This window comes from Ignavibacteriota bacterium, assembly GCA_016212665.1.
Lineage (GTDB): Bacteria > Bacteroidota > Ignavibacteria > UBA10030 > SZUA-254 > FW602-bin19.
Genome location: JACREZ010000032.1, coordinates 190,041 through 207,632, shown reverse-complemented (window position 1 = coordinate 207,632; position 17,592 = coordinate 190,041). Strand labels below are relative to the sequence as shown.

The window sequence follows — 17,592 nt, the reverse complement described above, 5'->3', positions numbered from 1 at the left end:
TACAGCGTTCGATACTGATTTGGATGAGTGCGTTGGCATTCGGTTGTGCTTCTTTGGTGAACGCTCAACTCGTTCCAAACTTAGGCGGGCAACGAGCCGGAATTTCTGCATTTCAATTTCTAAAAATTGGCGCGGGCGCACGCGGTGTTGCATTGGGTGAATCGTTCACTGCAATTGCAAATGATGTCACTGCGCTTTATTGGAATCCGGCAGGCTTGACTCAGTTTGCAGATAATCAGGCTGTCTTTGCTCACTCAGAATATGTTGTTGATATCAAACATGAATTTGCCGGAGTTGCCTATCATCTTACGCCAACCGATGTCGTAGGGATGTCATTAACAAGTTTACACATGGACGACATGGAAATTACCACCGAGACTCAACCAAAAGGAACAGGAAAATATTTTTCCTTCGGCGATGTTGCACTTGGTCTTTCGTACGGCAGAACGATGACTGACCAGTTTAGTTTCGGGGTGACTATAAAATATATTGAAGAGACTCTTGATATATTGAAGATGCGTGGAGTTCTCGTTGATATCGGAACATATTATTGGACGGGAATCGGTTCAACTCGCTTTGCGGTTGTTGTTTCAAATTTTGGAGCGGACGTTGCTCCGAAAGGAAATGTAACATTGTACAATGATTCAACGGTCAGTTCATTCCAGTCATTCTCACCGCCGACTCAATTCAAATTCGGAATTGCCTGGGACCCGCTTGAAATGGAAGGGCAAAAAATTACCACTTCAATTGAACTTAATCACCCGAATGACAATGCGGAGAATGTTCGTCTTGGCGTGGAGTATAACTGGAACCAATGGCTCTCACTTCGTGGCGGAGTGAAGCGTACGATTGGGGAACCGTTGCTTGGTAGAGATAAAACAGGTGCGAATGATGTGACGTTAGGATTTGGTGTTACTGCACCTTCAACGCTTGCATCATTAACGTTTGATTATGCATATGCCAATTTTAATGAATTAGGCAGTGTCCATCGTCTTTCCCTACGGGTGGGTTTCTAATATGAAACTGATGTTCTCTTCCATGTTGATTACGCTGAGCCTGCTAATGGTTGTTGGTGGATGCGATGTAAAATTTGACACAGCTGTACTACCGAATCCCAATGAAAATAGTTCGCGCGGCGATACCAGTTACGTTGAAGTAACGCCGCCGTATGGTGGTTTTGAAACTCCTGTTTCCGTCCTTGTCGGGAATGACCAGTTAATTTATGTTGCAGATTACGACCGAAACAAAATTTTCATGATGGATGCGGCGGGTGTAATTCTTGATAGTCAAACGGTTCCCCACCCGGTTGCTATTGCTCAAAACCTCAAACTTGATTTATATGTTTGCGGAGAAACGATGGCACAAAACGGACGAGATACCATCGGTGCAATTTATAAAATTTATCTTGTTCGGTTTGACACAACTATTGGTGGCCGCGATACATCAATAATGATAAATCATGATTTGAAGAACGCCCCCATGCGTATTATCCGAAAAGAAGCCGAGCGACCCAAAAGAAGATTTGTGGGCATCGGGATAATGCCGGACAATGAATTCTTAGCCGCACGTACCGGACCGGATAATACCAGTGTTGTTGACCCGGATACACGTGTCATTTCTTTTGATAAAAAAGATAAGATGATTACTCCTTTAGGAGCGCTCGCCACCCGTACTTGTGGTGGAACAGCAATTACTGATATAAGTCAATTAACAGGATTTGCAATGTTCCCATCAAGCAGGAATTTTATTGTATTACAAAATTCGTTATGCGCTGCCTATGCCGCCATTTGGATGACGTACCGTACTTCAGCTGAGTTTTCAGGGTGGGAACCGCGCTTCGACCCTTCAAAACCCGAACAACGTAGTATAGATTTTATTCGAACTTTCCGCTTCAGAGTTCCCACGGCCGCCACAATGGACAGAAGAAGAAGCGATGTTTTTATTGTAGATTCTGAACTTGATAGCGTGTTGAAGTTCGACAGGAACGGGCGATTCAAAGCCGAATCATTCGGCAAATACAGAACTGCAAGTTCTCTTCTCCCGGGATTAAAGAACCCGCGCGGAATTGCTTACTCGAACGATTGTACAATTTACATTGCCGATACCGGCAACAAAATAATCCGAAGGTTTAAACTCTCTCTCCAAACAACCTGTTTTTAATTTCAGCATTAGGGTATGATGATGAAATCTCTTTTTTTACTTTGTATTTTTCTTTTTTCGATTTGTTCTGCTCAGGCTCAGTCTTCAACTCCTTCAGAAGTTGTGGGAACAATTTCCATTGTCGCAGTTGATTCGCTCACCGGCGACATCGGTGTAGCCGTACTTTCCCGTGTTCTTAGTGTCGGTGCGATTGTTCCGTATGCGAAGGCGGGTGTCGGCGCTGTGGCAACACAGGCAACGGCAAACACCACCTATGGACCTGTTGGATTAGAAATGCTTGCACGGGGACTGGAGCCGTATGAAATTATCGGTGCAATGCTTCTCAACGATGGCGACACAACACAGCGTCAGGTGGGAATGGTGGATGCGAAAGGAAATTCGTATGCGTTCACCGGGTCAGGATGTGTACAAAGAGCGACGCATTTATACGGTCCGGGATTTTCCGTGCAGGGAAATATTCTCTCATCGGAAAGCATAATCAAAGTTATTGCAAGAACGTTTGAACTTGCCCGTGGTACATTATCGGACAGATTATTGAGCGCGTTGGAAAGCGGTGAACGAGCGAGCGCCGATGCAGGATATCGTTCTGCCGCGCTTCTTGTTGTGAGAGCGAACGGCGGTTATTTGGGATTGAACGATAGGTATGTAGATATTCGTGTTGATGACAGCCCGACGCCGATGGAGGAACTCAAGCGATTGTATAAACTCTGGGTGAACAGATTTACATTCGATACACAGATAAAAAGTATCGAAGTATTTATGCAACAGAATAACGTTACCGCCGCAAGAGAGGAATTACAGCGATTGGTGAACGACTTAAACGCTCAACTTCGCGACAAACCCGACGACCCGGACGTTCTCAACCGAATCGCTTTTATACTTGCCACGTATGATATTGACCGTGAGCGTGCGCTTGATTTGGCAAAACGTGCTGCGAAACTTGAACCAACAAATGACCGTGTTCTCTCAACTCTCGCCGAATGTCATTTCTATCTCGGACACTACGATGAAGCAATTGCTATCGGTGCGGAACTTGTCAAACGAAGTCCCGCAAACGATAACTTTTGGAAACGGCTTCAGAAATACCGGGAAGAGAAAGAGAATCGTTAATATTGGTTCATTGATTGATTCAAGCGTCAATCAACAATCATCCAAGTTTCATTACTTGGTGCACCTCAGCCATCGTCTGCTGTGCGATGTGTTTTCCCCTTGTTTCTCCGTCAGATAAAATTTCTTTCACCTGTCCCAGATGAGATTCATAATGAGTTCGCTTTTCACGCATTGGGGCTAACGCTTCGGCAATTTTTGTTGCACAATTCATTTTACAATCAAAACATCCGAGTACACCGCTTTTACAGTACTGCTCAATTTCCGGAACTTCGGACGGATTAAATTTTTGGTGATACGTGAACACTAAGCAAACTTCCGGGCGTCCCGGGTCACCCTTCCGTACTTTTTGTGTGTCGGTGACTGCTGTCCGAAGTCGCTTTTTTATTTCATCGGGAGAATCAGAGAGTAAGATTGTATTACCTGCAGATTTGCTCATCTTCATGTTTCCATCCAAACCGGGAAGGCGTGCAAACTTAGTCAGTTTCGCTTCCGGTTCAGGAAAAACATTTCCCCACTGTGTGTTAAACTTCCGGGCAATCTCCCGTGTAATTTCGATGTGTGGAACCTGATCTTCTCCAACCGGGACTACATCTCCTTTGTACAATAAAATATCCGCCGCCTGAAGAACAGGGTATCCAAGATGTCCGTAAATAACATTTTCAATATTCAGGTCACGAACCTGATCTTTCAATGTTGGATTCCGTTCAAGCCGCGCGCTTGTTATGAGCATCGAAAAGATGAGATGGAGTTCTGTGTGTTCCTTAATTTGCGATTGACGGAAGATGGGACTTTTCACCGGGTCAATTCCTGCGGCGAGCCAATCAATTACCATGTCAAGCGAATTCTGATACAATTCGGAAGAATCAAGATTCGTGGTGATCGCATGGTAATCTGCAATCAGGTGGAAGTTTTCGTATTCGGACTGAAGCGCAACCCAGTTTTCGAGCGCTCCGACAAGATGACCGAGATGGAGTTTGCCCGTGGGGCGCATTCCACTTAAGATTCGTTTTTTCATGAATTAATGTTGTTACTGATAGAGTTTAAAAAACTTCTTCATTCATTACTTTCAACCGCCTTAGGCGGGCAAGCATTCATCATTCGATATTCTCATTGTCAAAGAATAATGAATATCGAATGATGAACAACAAATGAGGAAGTATAAGTGAGGTTGATTGACCGTTACGTCAATTCATAAACAAATACGGCTTCCAATGCTCATCAATCGAGCCAACGAAATGTCGTATGAAAAACAGATGATGCGGTCGCATCGGTTTCCGGTTGAGGTGCATGTGCGCTTCCTCAGGTGTTTTATCTCCTTTTCGGTTATTACATTGCACACATGCGGCTACAAGATTTTCCCATGTATCTTCTCCGGCACGCGCTTTCGGGATGATATGGTCAACCGTCAACGTCGGTTCATTCCGACCGCAATATTGACACCGGTGTCCGTCGCGGCGAAGAATGTTTTTCCGTGAGAGGATAATTTTTTTATACGGAACATGAATGAAGACACCAAGCCGAACAATGCTGGGATAGGGCATTGCAACACTGACCGAGCGAACCATTTTCCCGTCACGAGCGGCAATCATCTCTGCCTTTCCAAGGTATAAGAGGATGATTGCTTTCCGGACGTTGCAAATGGTCAACGGTTCATAGTTGTTATTGAGGATAAGAACTTTGTTGTTTAATTCTCTAAAAAAATCATGTCGCGCGCTGAAGACAGTTACTCCTTCTGCTGAATACTGTTATTGTTTTGGTGTTCCATCAATCGTACATTCGATGACTTCTGATACATTTAATGCTTTAATTCCATCCTTTATTTTTGCCAAATCCCCGACGACCAGCGTGTACATTGTTGATGTGTCGAGATATTTTTTCGACACCCGCTGGACATCATCCAGTGAAACATTTTCGATGTTTTGGAGATAGGTAGCAAAATAATTATCCGGCAAACCGTACAAGGCAATATTTTGTAACCCGCCTGCAATTTGCGCCGGAGTTTCAAACGTGAGGGCAAAACCGCCAATCAATCCGTTCTTGACGAATTTCAATTCGTCGTCAGTCATACCTTTATCGCGCATGAGATTAATTTCATAGAATAGTTCTTGCAACGAACTGTCTGTTTTTTCCGTGACAACAGGCGCATTCGCGATAAACGGTCCGACATTTTTATAGAAGGAAAATCCTGAACGGGCGCCATACGTGAAGCCATGTTTTTCGCGGAGATTCATATTGATGCGGCTGCTGAACTGCCCGCCTAACATTCTGTTCATTGCAAGCACAGGGAAATAATCGGGTGTGCTTCGTGCTAACGCAGGATAGCCCATACGAATTTCCGATTGTGCCGCCCCGGGTTTATCAATGATAAAAATTTTGGATTTCTCTATTGCAGCCGGAGTTGGAATGTTAAGAGGCGCAACCGCATTTTTTTTCCATGATTTCAAACTTGCTTCAAGTTTTGAAACAACATCGTTCATGTTCAAATCGCCAACAGCGATGAGCGTTGCATTGTTCGGGACATAATATGATTGATAAAACTTGACCAAATCGCTCTGTGTCAATGCATTGAGTGATGTTTCGGTCCCTAATGAATTATTTCCATACGGATGCGAAGAGCCATAGAGCAAGAACGAAAACGCATTGTTGGCAATCGAGACCGGTTGGTCTTTTTGTTGAAGTAACGTTGTGAGTCGTTGCTTTTTCAATCGGTCAAATTCTTTTTCCGGGAATACCGGGTTCAACAGAACATCGGCAAATACATTCAATGCCATATCAAAATGTTTGGATAAGGAACTGAGCGTGAAAAACGAACCGTCAGTGCCAGCATTGACATTGAGTGATGCGCCGATGGTTTCAAGTTCTTCAGCGATGGCGAGAGCGTCACGCGTGGCGGTTCCTTCATCAAGAACATCGGCAGTCATTGTGGCCAGTCCCGGCATTGAAACCGGGTCGTGGTCGGAACCGGCATGGATGACGAGATTAAAAGCAAATGTCGGAAGTTCGTGTTGCTCAACTAACCAGACCTGCAATCCGTTACTTAATGTTGCTTTTTGAATATCCGGCAAGGAAACCACGGGAGCGGGTTTCGGTGTCGGTCGTTTTGTTCTGTCAAGTTCGTCAGCGCTGAATGAAGTCATTACAAAAATGAATGTGAATAATATTGTCAATGAGTATTTAAAAATATTGTTCATGGCTTATTCTCCTCTCGATACTGCAAGTTCCTGTTTTCCGACAGGCACGATACTGAGTATCATGTTCGGTTTATCTAAATATTTCATCGCGACGGAAACTACTTCATCGGACGTGATTCCCTTATAGTCATCCAATTGTTTGTTGATATTGTCCGGGTCGCCCGTGTATGAGTAGTAAGAAGCGAGGGCGGTCGCTTTTCCCAGCACGGTTGATGCGCTGTTGATAATTTGAGATTCAATTCCCGTGATTGCCTTTTCGATTTCTTTTTCTTCCACGCCGCCTTGTAGTATTTCATTGATGATATTTGTAACTGCCGAGTGCATCTCCGTTAATGTCTTTCCGGGTTTTGCTGTTACTTGAATCTGGAACTGACCTGCAATTTCTGAACCGCCTTGAAATGCAAAAGCAGATTGTGCGATTTGTTGTTCATATACTAATGATTTGAACAATCGTGAATTCTTCCCGCTACTGAGAATCCGGGCAAAGACGTTCATGACTGCATCTTCGCGTGTTTCCGATTTCGGGCTATGCCACGTTACATAAAGACGAGGCAACTGAACTTTATCTTCAAAGATTTCGATTGTTTGTTCTTTCATCGAAACAGGAACTGCTTCGGGACGTTCGAACGATTTTCCCCTTGGAAACGAGGCGAAATATTTTTCCACAAGTTGCTTCGCTTCGGCAGGATTAAAATCACCGGAGAGAACAAGGCACGCATTGTTCGGTGCGTAATAGGTGCGGAAGAAATCTTTTACATCATCCATTGAAGCGGCTGATAAATCTTCCATGTAACCGATGACGGGCCAACTGTACGGATGGTCGGACGGAAACATTGCTTTTGCAATCTTCTCGTCTGCCGTACCATAGGGAACATTATCAACCCGTTGACGGCGTTCATTTTTTACTACGTCGCGTTGGTTGTCAAGTTTTTCCTGAGTCATAGCAGGGAGGAGGAAGCCCATCCTGTCCGATTCAAGATACAATGCAAGTTCGAGATGATTACTCGGGACGACTTCGTAATAGGTTGTTCCGTCTTCTGTGGTGAAGCCGTTAATGCTTGCTCCGACTTCCGAAAGTAATTTGAAATGTGCATCGTCGCCGATATGTTCGGAACCCTGAAACATCATGTGTTCAAATAAATGAGCGAAACCGGTTCTTTTGACTTTCTCATTCTTTGAACCGACATGATACATGACGACAGTGGCAACCACCGGAGCGGAATGGTCTTCATGAAGAATAACATTCATTCCGTTTCCGAGTTGGTATTGCTCGAACTTGATATTTAATTGTGCAAAACTCATTGCACTAACAAACAGTAAACTTGTAAAGCATAGAAGAAAAATTTTCATTAATGAAATCTCACTTTAAGTGTTAGAGATAGTTTCAAACGGCAAAAATGTAAAGATTTGGGAGGTGAGAAACAAGTTTTTCATTCATTTCTGAGTCTGCAATAAAAAGAGTATTCCATGACAGAATCATAATGAGAACAGATTGTTTTCAAGTCCGAATATACTCTGTGAAGAGTTTTTAGTATAGACTCAAATATTGAATCAATCAAACATAGGTAAAGGAAGAAGATTATTCTTCCGTTTGCTGTTCGACATCATCGTTTACCGGGAGATGTTTTGATAAAATAGTTGCAGCCCACTCTCTTCCGCCCAGCCCGAATGCCAGAGCAAGAGCGAGGCAAATAGCACCAAACGCAATCTGGAACGCGCTAACGACCAACTCTTTCCCGATAGATAATTGTTCCAGAGCAATCGAGACGACGAAAATAATTACAGCATATTGTGTAATGGTTCCCAACGCACGTGCATTTTTTACCCCGGCATTGCTGAAGTATGTTGCCACCGAGGCTTGCAGGAACTTTGCAAAAAATAATCCAACGATAAAAACTACAACTGCGACAATGACATTGGGAATATATAAAATAATTTGGTTCAACAGTTCGGATGCTGTTTGAAGACCCATGCTATTAAGCGCGATGAGAATGACAATCAACATGAGAACCCAATAGACAAGCATCCCGAGAATATCAACAGCGGTTTGTTTTAGCCCGCCGTGAAGGAGAAACTCGTCCACACCCGCCTTCTCTGAAATAAAATCGACACGCATTAATTTCAGGAAACGGGTGACACCGAGTTGAGTAACTTTAGCAATCATCCAGCCGACGACGAGAATAACAAGTGCGCCGAGAATCTTAGGTAAAAACTCGGCAAGTTGTAACACGAACGCCCGCCACGGATCGAAAATAACAGTGGTATCCATACAAGACTCCGAAATAGTTGAAAAAATAGTTTTAGTTCATAAGCCTTCTCGTTCTCTCAAGAAATGGAAAATTGATTTCGATACAGAGTTGGAAAAATCTCACCAAATTCTTTACATTGACATAACGATTCGGCTTACGTGGTACAATCTTCCGAAAATTTTTTGTCAAAGACAACTATTTTACTCACATATGTTGCACGATGAACAGAATCATCGCCTGATTAAGGAATTGTTCGACTATTTTCAGTCTATAGGATTTGAAATCAGAGGAGTGCGCGGGGAGATGGCGTTTCCCCAACCGCCCTTTGTTCAGAACGATGGCTACGGCGACCAGCAGAGGAAGATGCCCGATATTTTTGCTTATGATACTTGTAGTAGATAAGCAGGGTTATTCTTCTTCAAAATGTTCTGAGCAGTAATCGTGTTACCTCAAGAGCAACATTTTTTTTGTTTCTATGTATGAATCGGTTTTCAACTGATAATAATAAACCCCATCCGGTTGTTCGGATGATAGAGTGTTTACATTCCAATGAACTTCATATACGCCCCGGTGAAGATACGCATTAACGAGAACAGAAATTTCTTTTCCAAGAATATCGAAAATTTTAAGTGAAGTATTTTCAGATTTTGTAATACGAAATCTAATTTTCGTTGTCGGATTAAACGGATTTGGGTAGTTTTGTTCTAATGCAAAATGCGTTGAAATTTCATTACTGGGAATTTCTTTAACAGAAGTTAGTATTTCCGAGAGGGGGCGTTTCCAAATACCTTTGCTTCCAGCGAACAGGTAATCACCTATACTTGTTAGAGCAAACACTCTCGAACTTGTTAAGCCATTGTTAACTTCATACCAAATTTCATCTTCACGATTGAATTTGAAAATACCTTCATTGTATGTGGACGCAATGATATCGTTTCCTATTACCAAAATAGAACGAACCCAAGATAAATTTAAACCGAGTCCAATCTCATTCCATGTGTCGCCGTAATTTGTTGTACTAAAAATACCTGCTACAGTACCTGCATAAAGAGTAGTATCCCCGATTGATAAACTATATGTGTTGAGTGTGGTTAATCCTGAATTTACAGCAGTCCAAGTTGAACCGTTATCATGGGAGCGGAAAACTCCATTTTTACATCCTGCAAAAAGTAAGGTATCTATTACAGCGAAAACGTGAATATCATTAGAATTGAAATCCGAGTTAACTGATTTCCAATTCATCCCATTATCGGAAGATTGAAAAATCACTCCTGAAGATGATGCCCCTATCAGGATAGAGTCCTTGTTAATAAGAGTTGTAATATAATAGTCTGAGAGACCATAGTTAACGGCAGACCAACTATTCCCTTTGTTGACTGAACTATAAATACCACTATCTGATGTACAGACAAAAAGGATACTATCTTTCACCAGCAGTTGAGTTGCAAACGGGTTGACTATTCCTGAATTACTTTCTGTCCAACCTACACCATTATCAGTTGAACGAAATACACCATGGCTACTATTTGCAATAAAGAAAAATGAATCAAGTGCAGTAATCGAAATTATGGATAAGTCTGAAAGTCCATTGCTACTATAGACCCAACTCGAACCAAAATCGGTTGAACGAAAAATACCGCTATAGGTACCGGCAAAAAGATAAATCCCGGAAGAAAATAATTCGTAAACAAAGGAACTAAATAATCCGTTATTTGTCAGAATCCATGTTGAACCGTTATTTGAACTGCGAAAAACACCATTGTTAGTACTAGCAAACAATTCATTGCCGAAAAAAATGATGTCATAAATATCAAGTGATGGTATCCTTGAGTTTATAGCATTCCAGGTTTTGCCACTATCTAACGAACGATAAATGCCAGTGCCGTCAAATCCTGCTACGATAATAGTATTATAACTTGCAAGACAAGTAATAGACCTGCTAATCAAACCACTGTTAACATCATTCCATGTAAGACCATAATCAGTGGAGCGAAAAATTCCGCCAGTGTAAGAACCCGCGAAAATAATATTTCCAAGAACAGTAAAGGTATTAACTTTATGAACTGAGAGACCGACATTTGAAGATTCCCAGGTGGTATCAAGTTCAGTTGAACGAAAAACTCCGTCGGGGGAAGCAACAAATATGAATGAATCACACAATGCTAAAACTCCATATTGAAGTGATGTCAATCCGTCGTTCACAGGAATCCAGTGAGAACCATTGTCGGAAGAACGGTAGACTCCGTGGTTACTTGTGGTTACATAGGAATAATTCTCGGTATTCAAAGTAGAATTAATAATATTATCTTCAAGGGTAGTGATAATATTCCACTTTGCTCCTTCGTCAGTCGAAAAATAAGATTTTATTTCTCTGCCATTACTAACTGTTACAAGCAAGTCTGAACCGACCGAACCAAATAAATTCACAGAACCACCATATGGTCCGTCCAATTTTTCCCACTGTGCAGGTAATTGCAGGGGAATTATTAACATTAATAACACAATAATTTTCTTACTCATCCTTAGCTCCTTAGTCTTGATTTTAATGAAGAAAATTTATTATCATTACATTCATGAGAATGTAAGCGTTGTAATTCAGTACAAATTTCAGGAAAATTTTTCTCAAAGACAACAATGTTGCAAGATGAAAAGAACCATATTTTGACTCAGGAACTGCTCGAATATTTCCAAGCCGTAGGGTTTGAAGTTCGGGGAGTACGGGGAGACTTTGGATTCCCGCAACCGGCGTTGTTGCACAATGATGGCTACGGCGACCAGCAGGGGAAGATGCCCGATATTTTTGCTTATGATACACTTATGAAAGAATATGTTCTCGGTATTGTGCGCACATCGTTTGAGGAACTTGATATAGAGGCATCATTGACCGAGTATGATGTTTTCCTTGACCAGAAGGATAAACAGAGTGGAAAATCTTACCGGTTGTTTATCATCGTTCCTTCCTCGCTTGTTTCGGAGATGAACTCACTGATTACACATTACATTCACCGGGAGTTGTGGCATTTGGTGACTGTTGTTGCATCAAGAAAAATATTATGAACCTGTACGGACTTGAATCTCTTAGACGTTGAGTTCGCCGAGAATATCTTTCCGGAAGAGCATGAGGATTGCTGTTTGGGGAACGATGAGATATTTCTTTGCGTCTATTTCGACTTCGATGGATTGGTCGCGGAGGAAGATGGCGTAGTCGCCTTCTTCGGCTTGCAGCGGAATGTATTTTACGGGGTCTTTTGGAGTTGTTGACCATGATTCCTGGTCAATGAATGACGGGTTGGGAACGGCGTAGCCGGGACCAACTTTGACGACGTATCCACTATGGACTTTTTCTTTTTCTTTGACGCTTGGCGGGAGATAGAGTCCATGCTGGGAGCGGTCACGGTCGCTTTCTGGGAGGATGAGAACTCTATCGCCAACGATGATGATTTGTTTTTTTCTTGTGTAGTCCATAACGCACTCCGAATATACAAAATTTATCGGGGAGAGCATACGGAGATTTTGGGAAAAATGTTATATTGCAATCAATTCAAAATGAAAAATTCAAAAGGAAAAACAATGAAACTTTCAAGATATTTTTTAGCAGTACTTATTGCACTATTTTTCAGTTCGACTCTTGTTGCTGTAGCACAACAAGAGACTGTAAAGCAGAAGAAGAAACAGGCGTACGAATTACGCGAGAAGAAGAAACGCGAAGGGAAAGCGCCGGTGCATAAAGGGATGCAGAAGAGGAAAGCAAGACTGAATCAGGAGAAATCAAAAAAAGAAATTGAACCTGAAAAGAAAGCAGACAAGTAATAAATAGTACTTGTCTGCTAAAATCATTTAATAATCCGCCCCCAAAGAAATATTATACCGTGGATGTGACGAGGATTGGAAATCAATCGTCCAGGCGACATCCATTTTGACGAGGAAGCCGAGGAAGATCATTCGTAAGCCGTAACCGGTTCCTATCAATAAATCTTTTGCATACGTGTTTCCAAGTTCGTCTTTGTCGAAGCCCTTGAAGTTAGATGCGGAGTGCCAGGCGGTGCCGACATCAAGGAAAAAGATTCCGTTCAAACTTTGGAAGAAGACCGGAAGAGGACCTGCGGCAACATATCCAAAAAACGGGAAGCGGAATTCCATGTTTGTCATAGCGTACTTTGTTCCTTCCTTTGCCGCGTAGTTGTAGCCCCGAAGGGGAATTCCAGACGTGAGGAAAATATAATCTTCCGCATTTTCGATAGGGAGCCGGTCGTCTTCAAATTTTCTGTTAATCCAATTATCAACACCGCCGACGATGAAGCGTTGTGGGTTCTCTCCAAAACTTCCGCCGCCTGCAAAACGCAACGCAAACGTGTAGTTTTTCCATAGTTTGAAATAGCGACGGTAATCTGCAGTGACACTATAAAAGCCGAGTGAGTTTTCTCCGAGTTTCGGACTGCCGAGCAGACTGATATTGTAACGTGTTCCGTTTGCCGGGGCAATCATTCCCCATAATGTATTGTCATGGATATAACTGATTGACGGAGTGATGACCGAGCGTTGTTGAAGCGGGAAGAAATCGTACGAAAGATTTTCGCGGGTGACATTCAACCAACCGAGACCAAAATCCAAACGACGGAATTTGTCGAGCGGATATGTTGCCATGAGACTTGCGCCGTAGTTTCTGAACCGGTAGAGGCTTCCGTCTGTTAGTCCGTCATCGAGAGCGATGAAGCGTGCGCTGTGAAATCCCTGAATACCCCAATCAATTCGTTTGGGGAGATAGAAGTAGGCGAGAGCGTAATCGCTGTTCTTCAAATCGAACATAAGATTGGTGAGGAGATAAATCTGGTGATTGCCCAGCATGTCGCTGAATGCCATGATGGTTGAGCCTTGGATTCCGTAAAACGTATTGTAGCCCGCCGCACCATAGACAATGTCGGGAGAGAAATTCAGGCGATATTTGTTGACGACATATTTTCCTTCTTTATCAACATTGTTTTGAAACGATGCTTTAGTAGCCGAATCGGTCGGTTCTTCATCCGGTTTTTGATAGCGTTCATCGAAGATGTAGTGTCGAAGGTCAATAGCGGATTTTTCCTCCCGCCGCGTTGTAGATTCGGAAACATCGGTTTTGACGATGACATCATCGGAAATATCCAATTGATGTTGCGTGGATGAGACGGAATCGCTTTGAGTTTCAACTTTTGTTAGTCGTTTGATAAACTCGGTTGGCTCGATGGTTGATGACGCAAGTTTTTTCTCGTTGGGAGTTCGCATTAAAAATAAATCAAACCCGCCTTTGTGCAGAGAAGAAAACGCCATCTTGTTTCCATCACGCGACAGAGAAATTTGATAAATTCCTGTCAGCGAATTTGTGAGCGGGCGAAGTGAATCGGTTTGTAAATCAAGCGAGTACACATTGTTGATGCCATTCAAATCGGAAATCAGCAGGAGATGTTTTCCGTCTGAGAGTGGAGTCGGACCGGCTTCGTCGTTGAGCGGGGTATCGGTCAGGCGGGTTACGACTGAATTTTCAACATTAATTTTATAGACATCCGTTTTCCGATTTGCATATGTTTGCATCTTAAAATTCTGTTGATTGTTCATCAACGAGAGATGTTCGCTCCTATCGGAAACAAAGTAAATTGATTTTCCATCGGGAGACCACGCGGGGTCGGCATCGCTGAAGATATCGTTCGTGATGTTCTTCAATTCTTTTGTCGTGAAATTGTACACATAAATATCGGATTGGCCGTTTTTCGAGCCGCCGAAAGTCAAGTAGTTTCCATCCTGCGACCAATCAATAGAAAAAATTCCATCGAGATGAAATTCGATTTTCTGTTCGTCCTGCGATTCAACTTCAACAAGAATGATCGCATCCTGCTCTCCGCTTTTTGCCGCAAGCGCTACTTCTTTTCCATCAGGAGACCATGCCATGCCGGGCGTGAGCAGATGTAATTCTTCAAAGTCAGCGGTGCGTTGTCCTTTAATCAACTTTGATGGCGAAGAACCTTCGATGGTGCTGGAGATGAACACATCAAAATAATCATCCTGATTTGAGATGTATGCGATTTTGTCGCCGAGCGGAGAAAGCGACGGGCTTGTGTTGTAAAAACTTCCATCTTCCGTGTGGTCGGTGATGCGTCGCGCATAATCAACCGGCTCATTTCTCTTTGCAATGTCGGGCCAATAGAGAACTTTTTGTTCTTTCTCCCATCGCTCTGAAAGTTCTTTGATATTCAGGCCGATGGCAGAGCGGAAACCTTCTTCAACACTGCGCGAGGATTTAACTCGCATGAGAATATCCCCAATTTTTTCCTCACCATATTTTGTCGCGATGTAATACCATAGCGATTGTCCGCCGCGATAGGCAAAGTAGCCATCAAGAAATTGAATCGGCGGTAAATATTCATGCACGGTTGCATCACGAAGGAACATATCGGAGTCGGTATCCCACTTGAGCGATTCGTATTCGGCAAGTCCTTCGTTGAACCACAAGGGGAGTTGGAGCGTGATGTTATTGGCAATGATGTTTTGCAGTGAGCCGCCGTAAAACATATCGTTGATGACAGCGTGAACAAGTTCGTGGTGGATGACATGGCGGAACTTGGCGTAATCTCCTTCGAACGGAAGTACAACGCGATTCTTGAATAGTTCTGTTACACCTCCGATGCCTTCTTCGAGGTACGAGTTGACGACGTTTGTTTGTTGAAAATCGTTGTGAGAATTATAAACGACAATCGGAATTCTGTTCGTTATTTGATAACGGAACGATTTGCTGATGGAGTTGTAAGAGGATTCCGCAACATCGGCAGTGTATTCTGAAAGGTATTCTCCGCCATCGGAAAAATAAACATCAAAGTGGGTTGATTGGATGAAATACCAATCGAAGTTTTTGTACTGGACTTTGTTTTTGCCGAATTCTGTTGATTGAGTAAGCGCAACACTGACGGTGCAAAACAATAGCAAACAAGAAAGAAAAAGTTTATTCACTTGGAATTATTGAATTATTGTAATTGACTGATAGAAACTTACAAAATGCTTTGGGTAAAAGCAACATTATCTCAACACAATCCGATTGTAAAAAGTGCAAAACGTTCAACTTTTCCTAATGGTTGGAAAAAGAAACGAATGTTATTGTGTGGAAAGAGTAAGTAATGTATTGGAGTATTGGAGTGTTGGAGTTTGGGAGTTCCGGAGAAAGGTGAAGATGTTGTAATTCACTCCTTTTTCTTTGCTTGACATACAGTTTCCATATTCCTAATGAGATTGTAAAATCTTCAGAACGGATGAAATATCTATTGGCAGTTCAGATTCAAACACCATCGTTTCTTTTGAGGTAGGGTGGATGAAGGAAATTCTTTTTGCGTGGAGCGCCTGACGCGGGAGGATTTCCAGCAAATGATGGACTTCCTGTTTTCGTTTGTTATCTGTTTCGCCGAAGGAGATTTTTCTTCCGCCATACGTCGGGTCGCCGAACACGGGATGACCGATGTGGTGCATGTGGACGCGGATTTGATGCGTTCGACCTGTCCGGAGTTTACATTGAATGAGGGAAAGGTATTCGAATTCTTCGATGACTTTGTATTCGGTAATCGCCGATTTGCCGTCTTCCGTCACTGCAATTTTTTTTCTGTCTGATTTACTTCTTCCGAGTGATGTTTCGACAATTCCTGTGATGTCTGTGTTCCGTTGTTTCCGTGCATGACTTTTTGAAAACAATCCCCAGACGATTGACCAATACTCCCGATGAATTGTTTTGTTAAGAAACTGCCGGGCAAGTTTTGCGTGTGCGACATCATTCTTTGCAACGAGCATCAAACCGGATGTGTCTTTATCGAGACGATGAACAATGCCGGGGCGAGTCGGGTCATTCAATGAGGAAAGATTGTTTTTGTAGTGATAGAGTAACGCGTTCACAAGTGTTCCCGAATAATTTCCATACGCGGGATGAACAACCATTCCTGCCGGTTTATTCACAACGAGCAGTTCATCATCTTCAAACAAAATATCGAGAGGAATGTTTTCAGGCAGGACATCGGGCGCGGGAGGTTTCGGAAGTTGAAATGTAATTTTCTCTCCTGTTGAAATTTTGTGGCTTGGTTTGACGGGTTCACCATTGATTTTCACCAAGCCCTCTTTTATTGCCTGTTGAACTTTCGAGCGTGTCGCGTTCTCAACATGATTCGTCAGAAAAACATCAAGCCGTTCCCGCTTCCTCACGTCGGGAACGATGATTTCAACATTTTTCATACGTGAGCCTCAAAGTTGAGGCGCTTGGGAACTTTCGGGAAGAGAAGGAGATTCCGCAGACCCCATATTATTGATGTCCGGAGTAATGGATTGTTGGAGTGCAGGAGTTTCCTGCTTCAATGTTTTCTGAGCGAAGAGGAGCAATACTACGCCGCATGTTACAGAAGCATCGGCAATATTAAACACGGGCCATCGGTTAAGGTGATATCCGAAGAGATTGATGTTAAAGAAATCAGCATCAATAAAATCAACTACACGACCATAGAATAAAGGCGCTTCATCAAAAATCACTCCGTAGAAAACGCGGTCAATCAGGTTCCCGACCGCACCACCGAGAATCAATGCAAGGGAAAGTCGGAAGAAAATGGATTCTTCACGTACCTTGTAGAGATAAAAAATAATTCCGATGCTTGCGATAATGGAAAAGATGGAGAAAAATAATTTTCCACCTATGTCAATCCCGAACGCCATTCCCGGATTTTCGATGTACGTCATCCGGAGGAAATCTCCCCAAATTTGTTGACTGTATCCGTAGGGATAGCCCTGAAACTCAATCCCAAGCGAAGGGAGACTGATTCCTTTCACCCACAATTTTGTGAGTTGGTCAGCGATGACGATGAAAAGACTGAGAAATAATATTCGCATTC

16 protein-coding genes are annotated in these 17,592 nt (G+C 42.8%); 6 read left to right on the top strand and 10 right to left on the bottom strand.

What is annotated here, in order from left to right:
- The first annotated feature begins 23 nt into the window (after window positions 1–23).
- The 3 genes from HY960_11470 to HY960_11460 are packed head-to-tail and all read left to right on the top strand — an operon-like array spanning window position 24 to window position 3,270.
- A complete protein-coding gene (locus HY960_11470; GenBank protein ID MBI5216362.1) occupies window positions 24–1,016 on the top strand; it encodes a PorV/PorQ family protein in 993 nt (330 codons plus the stop codon).
- Between the two features lies 1 nt (window position 1,017).
- The gene (locus tag HY960_11465; protein MBI5216361.1) at window positions 1,018–2,160 is read left to right on the top strand and encodes a hypothetical protein; all 1,143 of its coding nucleotides are present in this window, start codon (window positions 1,018–1,020) and stop codon (window positions 2,158–2,160) included.
- A 21-nt stretch (window positions 2,161–2,181) separates the two neighbouring features.
- A complete protein-coding gene (locus HY960_11460) occupies window positions 2,182–3,270 on the top strand; it encodes a DUF1028 domain-containing protein (protein MBI5216360.1) in 1,089 nt (362 codons plus the stop codon).
- A gap of 37 nt (window positions 3,271–3,307) precedes the next feature.
- Here the strand turns inward: HY960_11460 and trpS are convergent, their stop codons facing one another.
- From trpS to HY960_11435, 5 genes are all read right to left on the bottom strand, one after another.
- Complete coding sequence (trpS, locus tag HY960_11455) at window positions 3,308–4,285, bottom strand: tryptophan--tRNA ligase (GenBank protein ID MBI5216359.1); 978 nt, start codon at window positions 4,283–4,285, stop codon at window positions 3,308–3,310.
- 169 nt (window positions 4,286–4,454) lie between these two features.
- A complete protein-coding gene (locus tag HY960_11450; protein ID MBI5216358.1) occupies window positions 4,455–4,940 on the bottom strand; it encodes an HNH endonuclease in 486 nt (161 codons plus the stop codon).
- A gap of 75 nt (window positions 4,941–5,015) precedes the next feature.
- Window positions 5,016–6,461, bottom strand: a complete 1,446-nt coding sequence (locus HY960_11445) for an insulinase family protein (GenBank protein ID MBI5216357.1) — start codon at window positions 6,459–6,461, stop codon at window positions 5,016–5,018.
- A gap of 3 nt (window positions 6,462–6,464) precedes the next feature.
- Window positions 6,465–7,811, bottom strand: coding sequence for an insulinase family protein (locus HY960_11440; protein ID MBI5216356.1), 1,347 nt, complete (start codon window positions 7,809–7,811; stop codon window positions 6,465–6,467).
- 229 nt (window positions 7,812–8,040) lie between these two features.
- Complete coding sequence (locus HY960_11435) at window positions 8,041–8,730, bottom strand: hypothetical protein (GenBank protein ID MBI5216355.1); 690 nt, start codon at window positions 8,728–8,730, stop codon at window positions 8,041–8,043.
- A 190-nt stretch (window positions 8,731–8,920) separates the two neighbouring features.
- Here HY960_11435 and HY960_11430 point away from each other — a divergent pair, with 190 nt between their 5' ends.
- Complete coding sequence (locus HY960_11430) at window positions 8,921–9,112, top strand: hypothetical protein (GenBank protein MBI5216354.1); 192 nt, start codon at window positions 8,921–8,923, stop codon at window positions 9,110–9,112.
- A gap of 42 nt (window positions 9,113–9,154) precedes the next feature.
- On the opposite strand, the gene HY960_11425 is transcribed toward HY960_11430, so the two are convergent.
- Entirely contained in the window at window positions 9,155–11,230 is a 2,076-nt protein-coding gene (locus HY960_11425; GenBank protein ID MBI5216353.1) for a T9SS type A sorting domain-containing protein, read from the bottom strand.
- 114 nt (window positions 11,231–11,344) lie between these two features.
- Here HY960_11425 and HY960_11420 point away from each other — a divergent pair, with 114 nt between their 5' ends.
- Window positions 11,345–11,767, top strand: a complete 423-nt coding sequence (locus HY960_11420; GenBank protein ID MBI5216352.1) for a hypothetical protein — start codon at window positions 11,345–11,347, stop codon at window positions 11,765–11,767.
- 21 nt (window positions 11,768–11,788) lie between these two features.
- Here the strand turns inward: HY960_11420 and HY960_11415 are convergent, their stop codons facing one another.
- On the bottom strand, window positions 11,789–12,175 hold the full coding sequence (locus HY960_11415; protein MBI5216351.1) for a co-chaperone GroES: 387 nt from the start codon (window positions 12,173–12,175) through the stop codon (window positions 11,789–11,791).
- Between the two features lie 105 nt (window positions 12,176–12,280).
- Here HY960_11415 and HY960_11410 point away from each other — a divergent pair, with 105 nt between their 5' ends.
- The gene (locus tag HY960_11410) at window positions 12,281–12,520 is read left to right on the top strand and encodes a hypothetical protein (protein ID MBI5216350.1); all 240 of its coding nucleotides are present in this window, start codon (window positions 12,281–12,283) and stop codon (window positions 12,518–12,520) included.
- A gap of 27 nt (window positions 12,521–12,547) precedes the next feature.
- Here the strand turns inward: HY960_11410 and HY960_11405 are convergent, their stop codons facing one another.
- The 3 genes from HY960_11405 to lspA all read right to left on the bottom strand — a co-directional run bounded on the left by HY960_11405 (window position 12,548) and on the right by lspA (window position 17,590).
- Window positions 12,548–15,685, bottom strand: a complete 3,138-nt coding sequence (locus HY960_11405) for a PD40 domain-containing protein (protein MBI5216349.1) — start codon at window positions 15,683–15,685, stop codon at window positions 12,548–12,550.
- A gap of 267 nt (window positions 15,686–15,952) precedes the next feature.
- Window positions 15,953–16,945 (bottom strand): RluA family pseudouridine synthase, encoded by a 993-nt coding sequence (locus HY960_11400; protein ID MBI5216348.1) that lies wholly within the window; start codon window positions 16,943–16,945, stop codon window positions 15,953–15,955.
- A gap of 9 nt (window positions 16,946–16,954) precedes the next feature.
- A complete protein-coding gene (gene lspA, locus HY960_11395; GenBank protein ID MBI5216347.1) occupies window positions 16,955–17,590 on the bottom strand; it encodes a signal peptidase II in 636 nt (211 codons plus the stop codon).
- Window positions 17,591–17,592 lie beyond the last annotated feature (2 nt).

Bases quoted from the DNA above. Each gene is read 5' to 3' on its own strand.
- HY960_11470 (MBI5216362.1), top strand. From the start codon at position 24: ATGAGTGCGTTGGCATTCGGTTGTGCTTCTTTGGTGAACGCTCAACTC.
- HY960_11465 (MBI5216361.1), top strand. From the start codon at position 1,018: ATGAAACTGATGTTCTCTTCCATGTTGATTACGCTGAGCCTGCTAATG.
- HY960_11460 (MBI5216360.1), top strand. From the start codon at position 2,182: ATGAAATCTCTTTTTTTACTTTGTATTTTTCTTTTTTCGATTTGTTCT.
- trpS (MBI5216359.1), bottom strand. From the start codon at position 4,285: ATGAAAAAACGAATCTTAAGTGGAATGCGCCCCACGGGCAAACTCCAT.
- HY960_11445 (MBI5216357.1), bottom strand. From the start codon at position 6,461: ATGAACAATATTTTTAAATACTCATTGACAATATTATTCACATTCATT.
- HY960_11440 (MBI5216356.1), bottom strand. From the start codon at position 7,811: ATGAAAATTTTTCTTCTATGCTTTACAAGTTTACTGTTTGTTAGTGCA.
- HY960_11435 (MBI5216355.1), bottom strand. From the start codon at position 8,730: ATGGATACCACTGTTATTTTCGATCCGTGGCGGGCGTTCGTGTTACAA.
- HY960_11430 (MBI5216354.1), top strand. From the start codon at position 8,921: ATGTTGCACGATGAACAGAATCATCGCCTGATTAAGGAATTGTTCGAC.
- HY960_11425 (MBI5216353.1), bottom strand. From the start codon at position 11,230: ATGAGTAAGAAAATTATTGTGTTATTAATGTTAATAATTCCCCTGCAA.
- HY960_11420 (MBI5216352.1), top strand. From the start codon at position 11,345: ATGTTGCAAGATGAAAAGAACCATATTTTGACTCAGGAACTGCTCGAA.
- HY960_11415 (MBI5216351.1), bottom strand. From the start codon at position 12,175: ATGGACTACACAAGAAAAAAACAAATCATCATCGTTGGCGATAGAGTT.
- HY960_11410 (MBI5216350.1), top strand. From the start codon at position 12,281: ATGAAACTTTCAAGATATTTTTTAGCAGTACTTATTGCACTATTTTTC.
- HY960_11400 (MBI5216348.1), bottom strand. From the start codon at position 16,945: ATGAAAAATGTTGAAATCATCGTTCCCGACGTGAGGAAGCGGGAACGG.
- lspA (MBI5216347.1), bottom strand. From the start codon at position 17,590: ATGCGAATATTATTTCTCAGTCTTTTCATCGTCATCGCTGACCAACTC.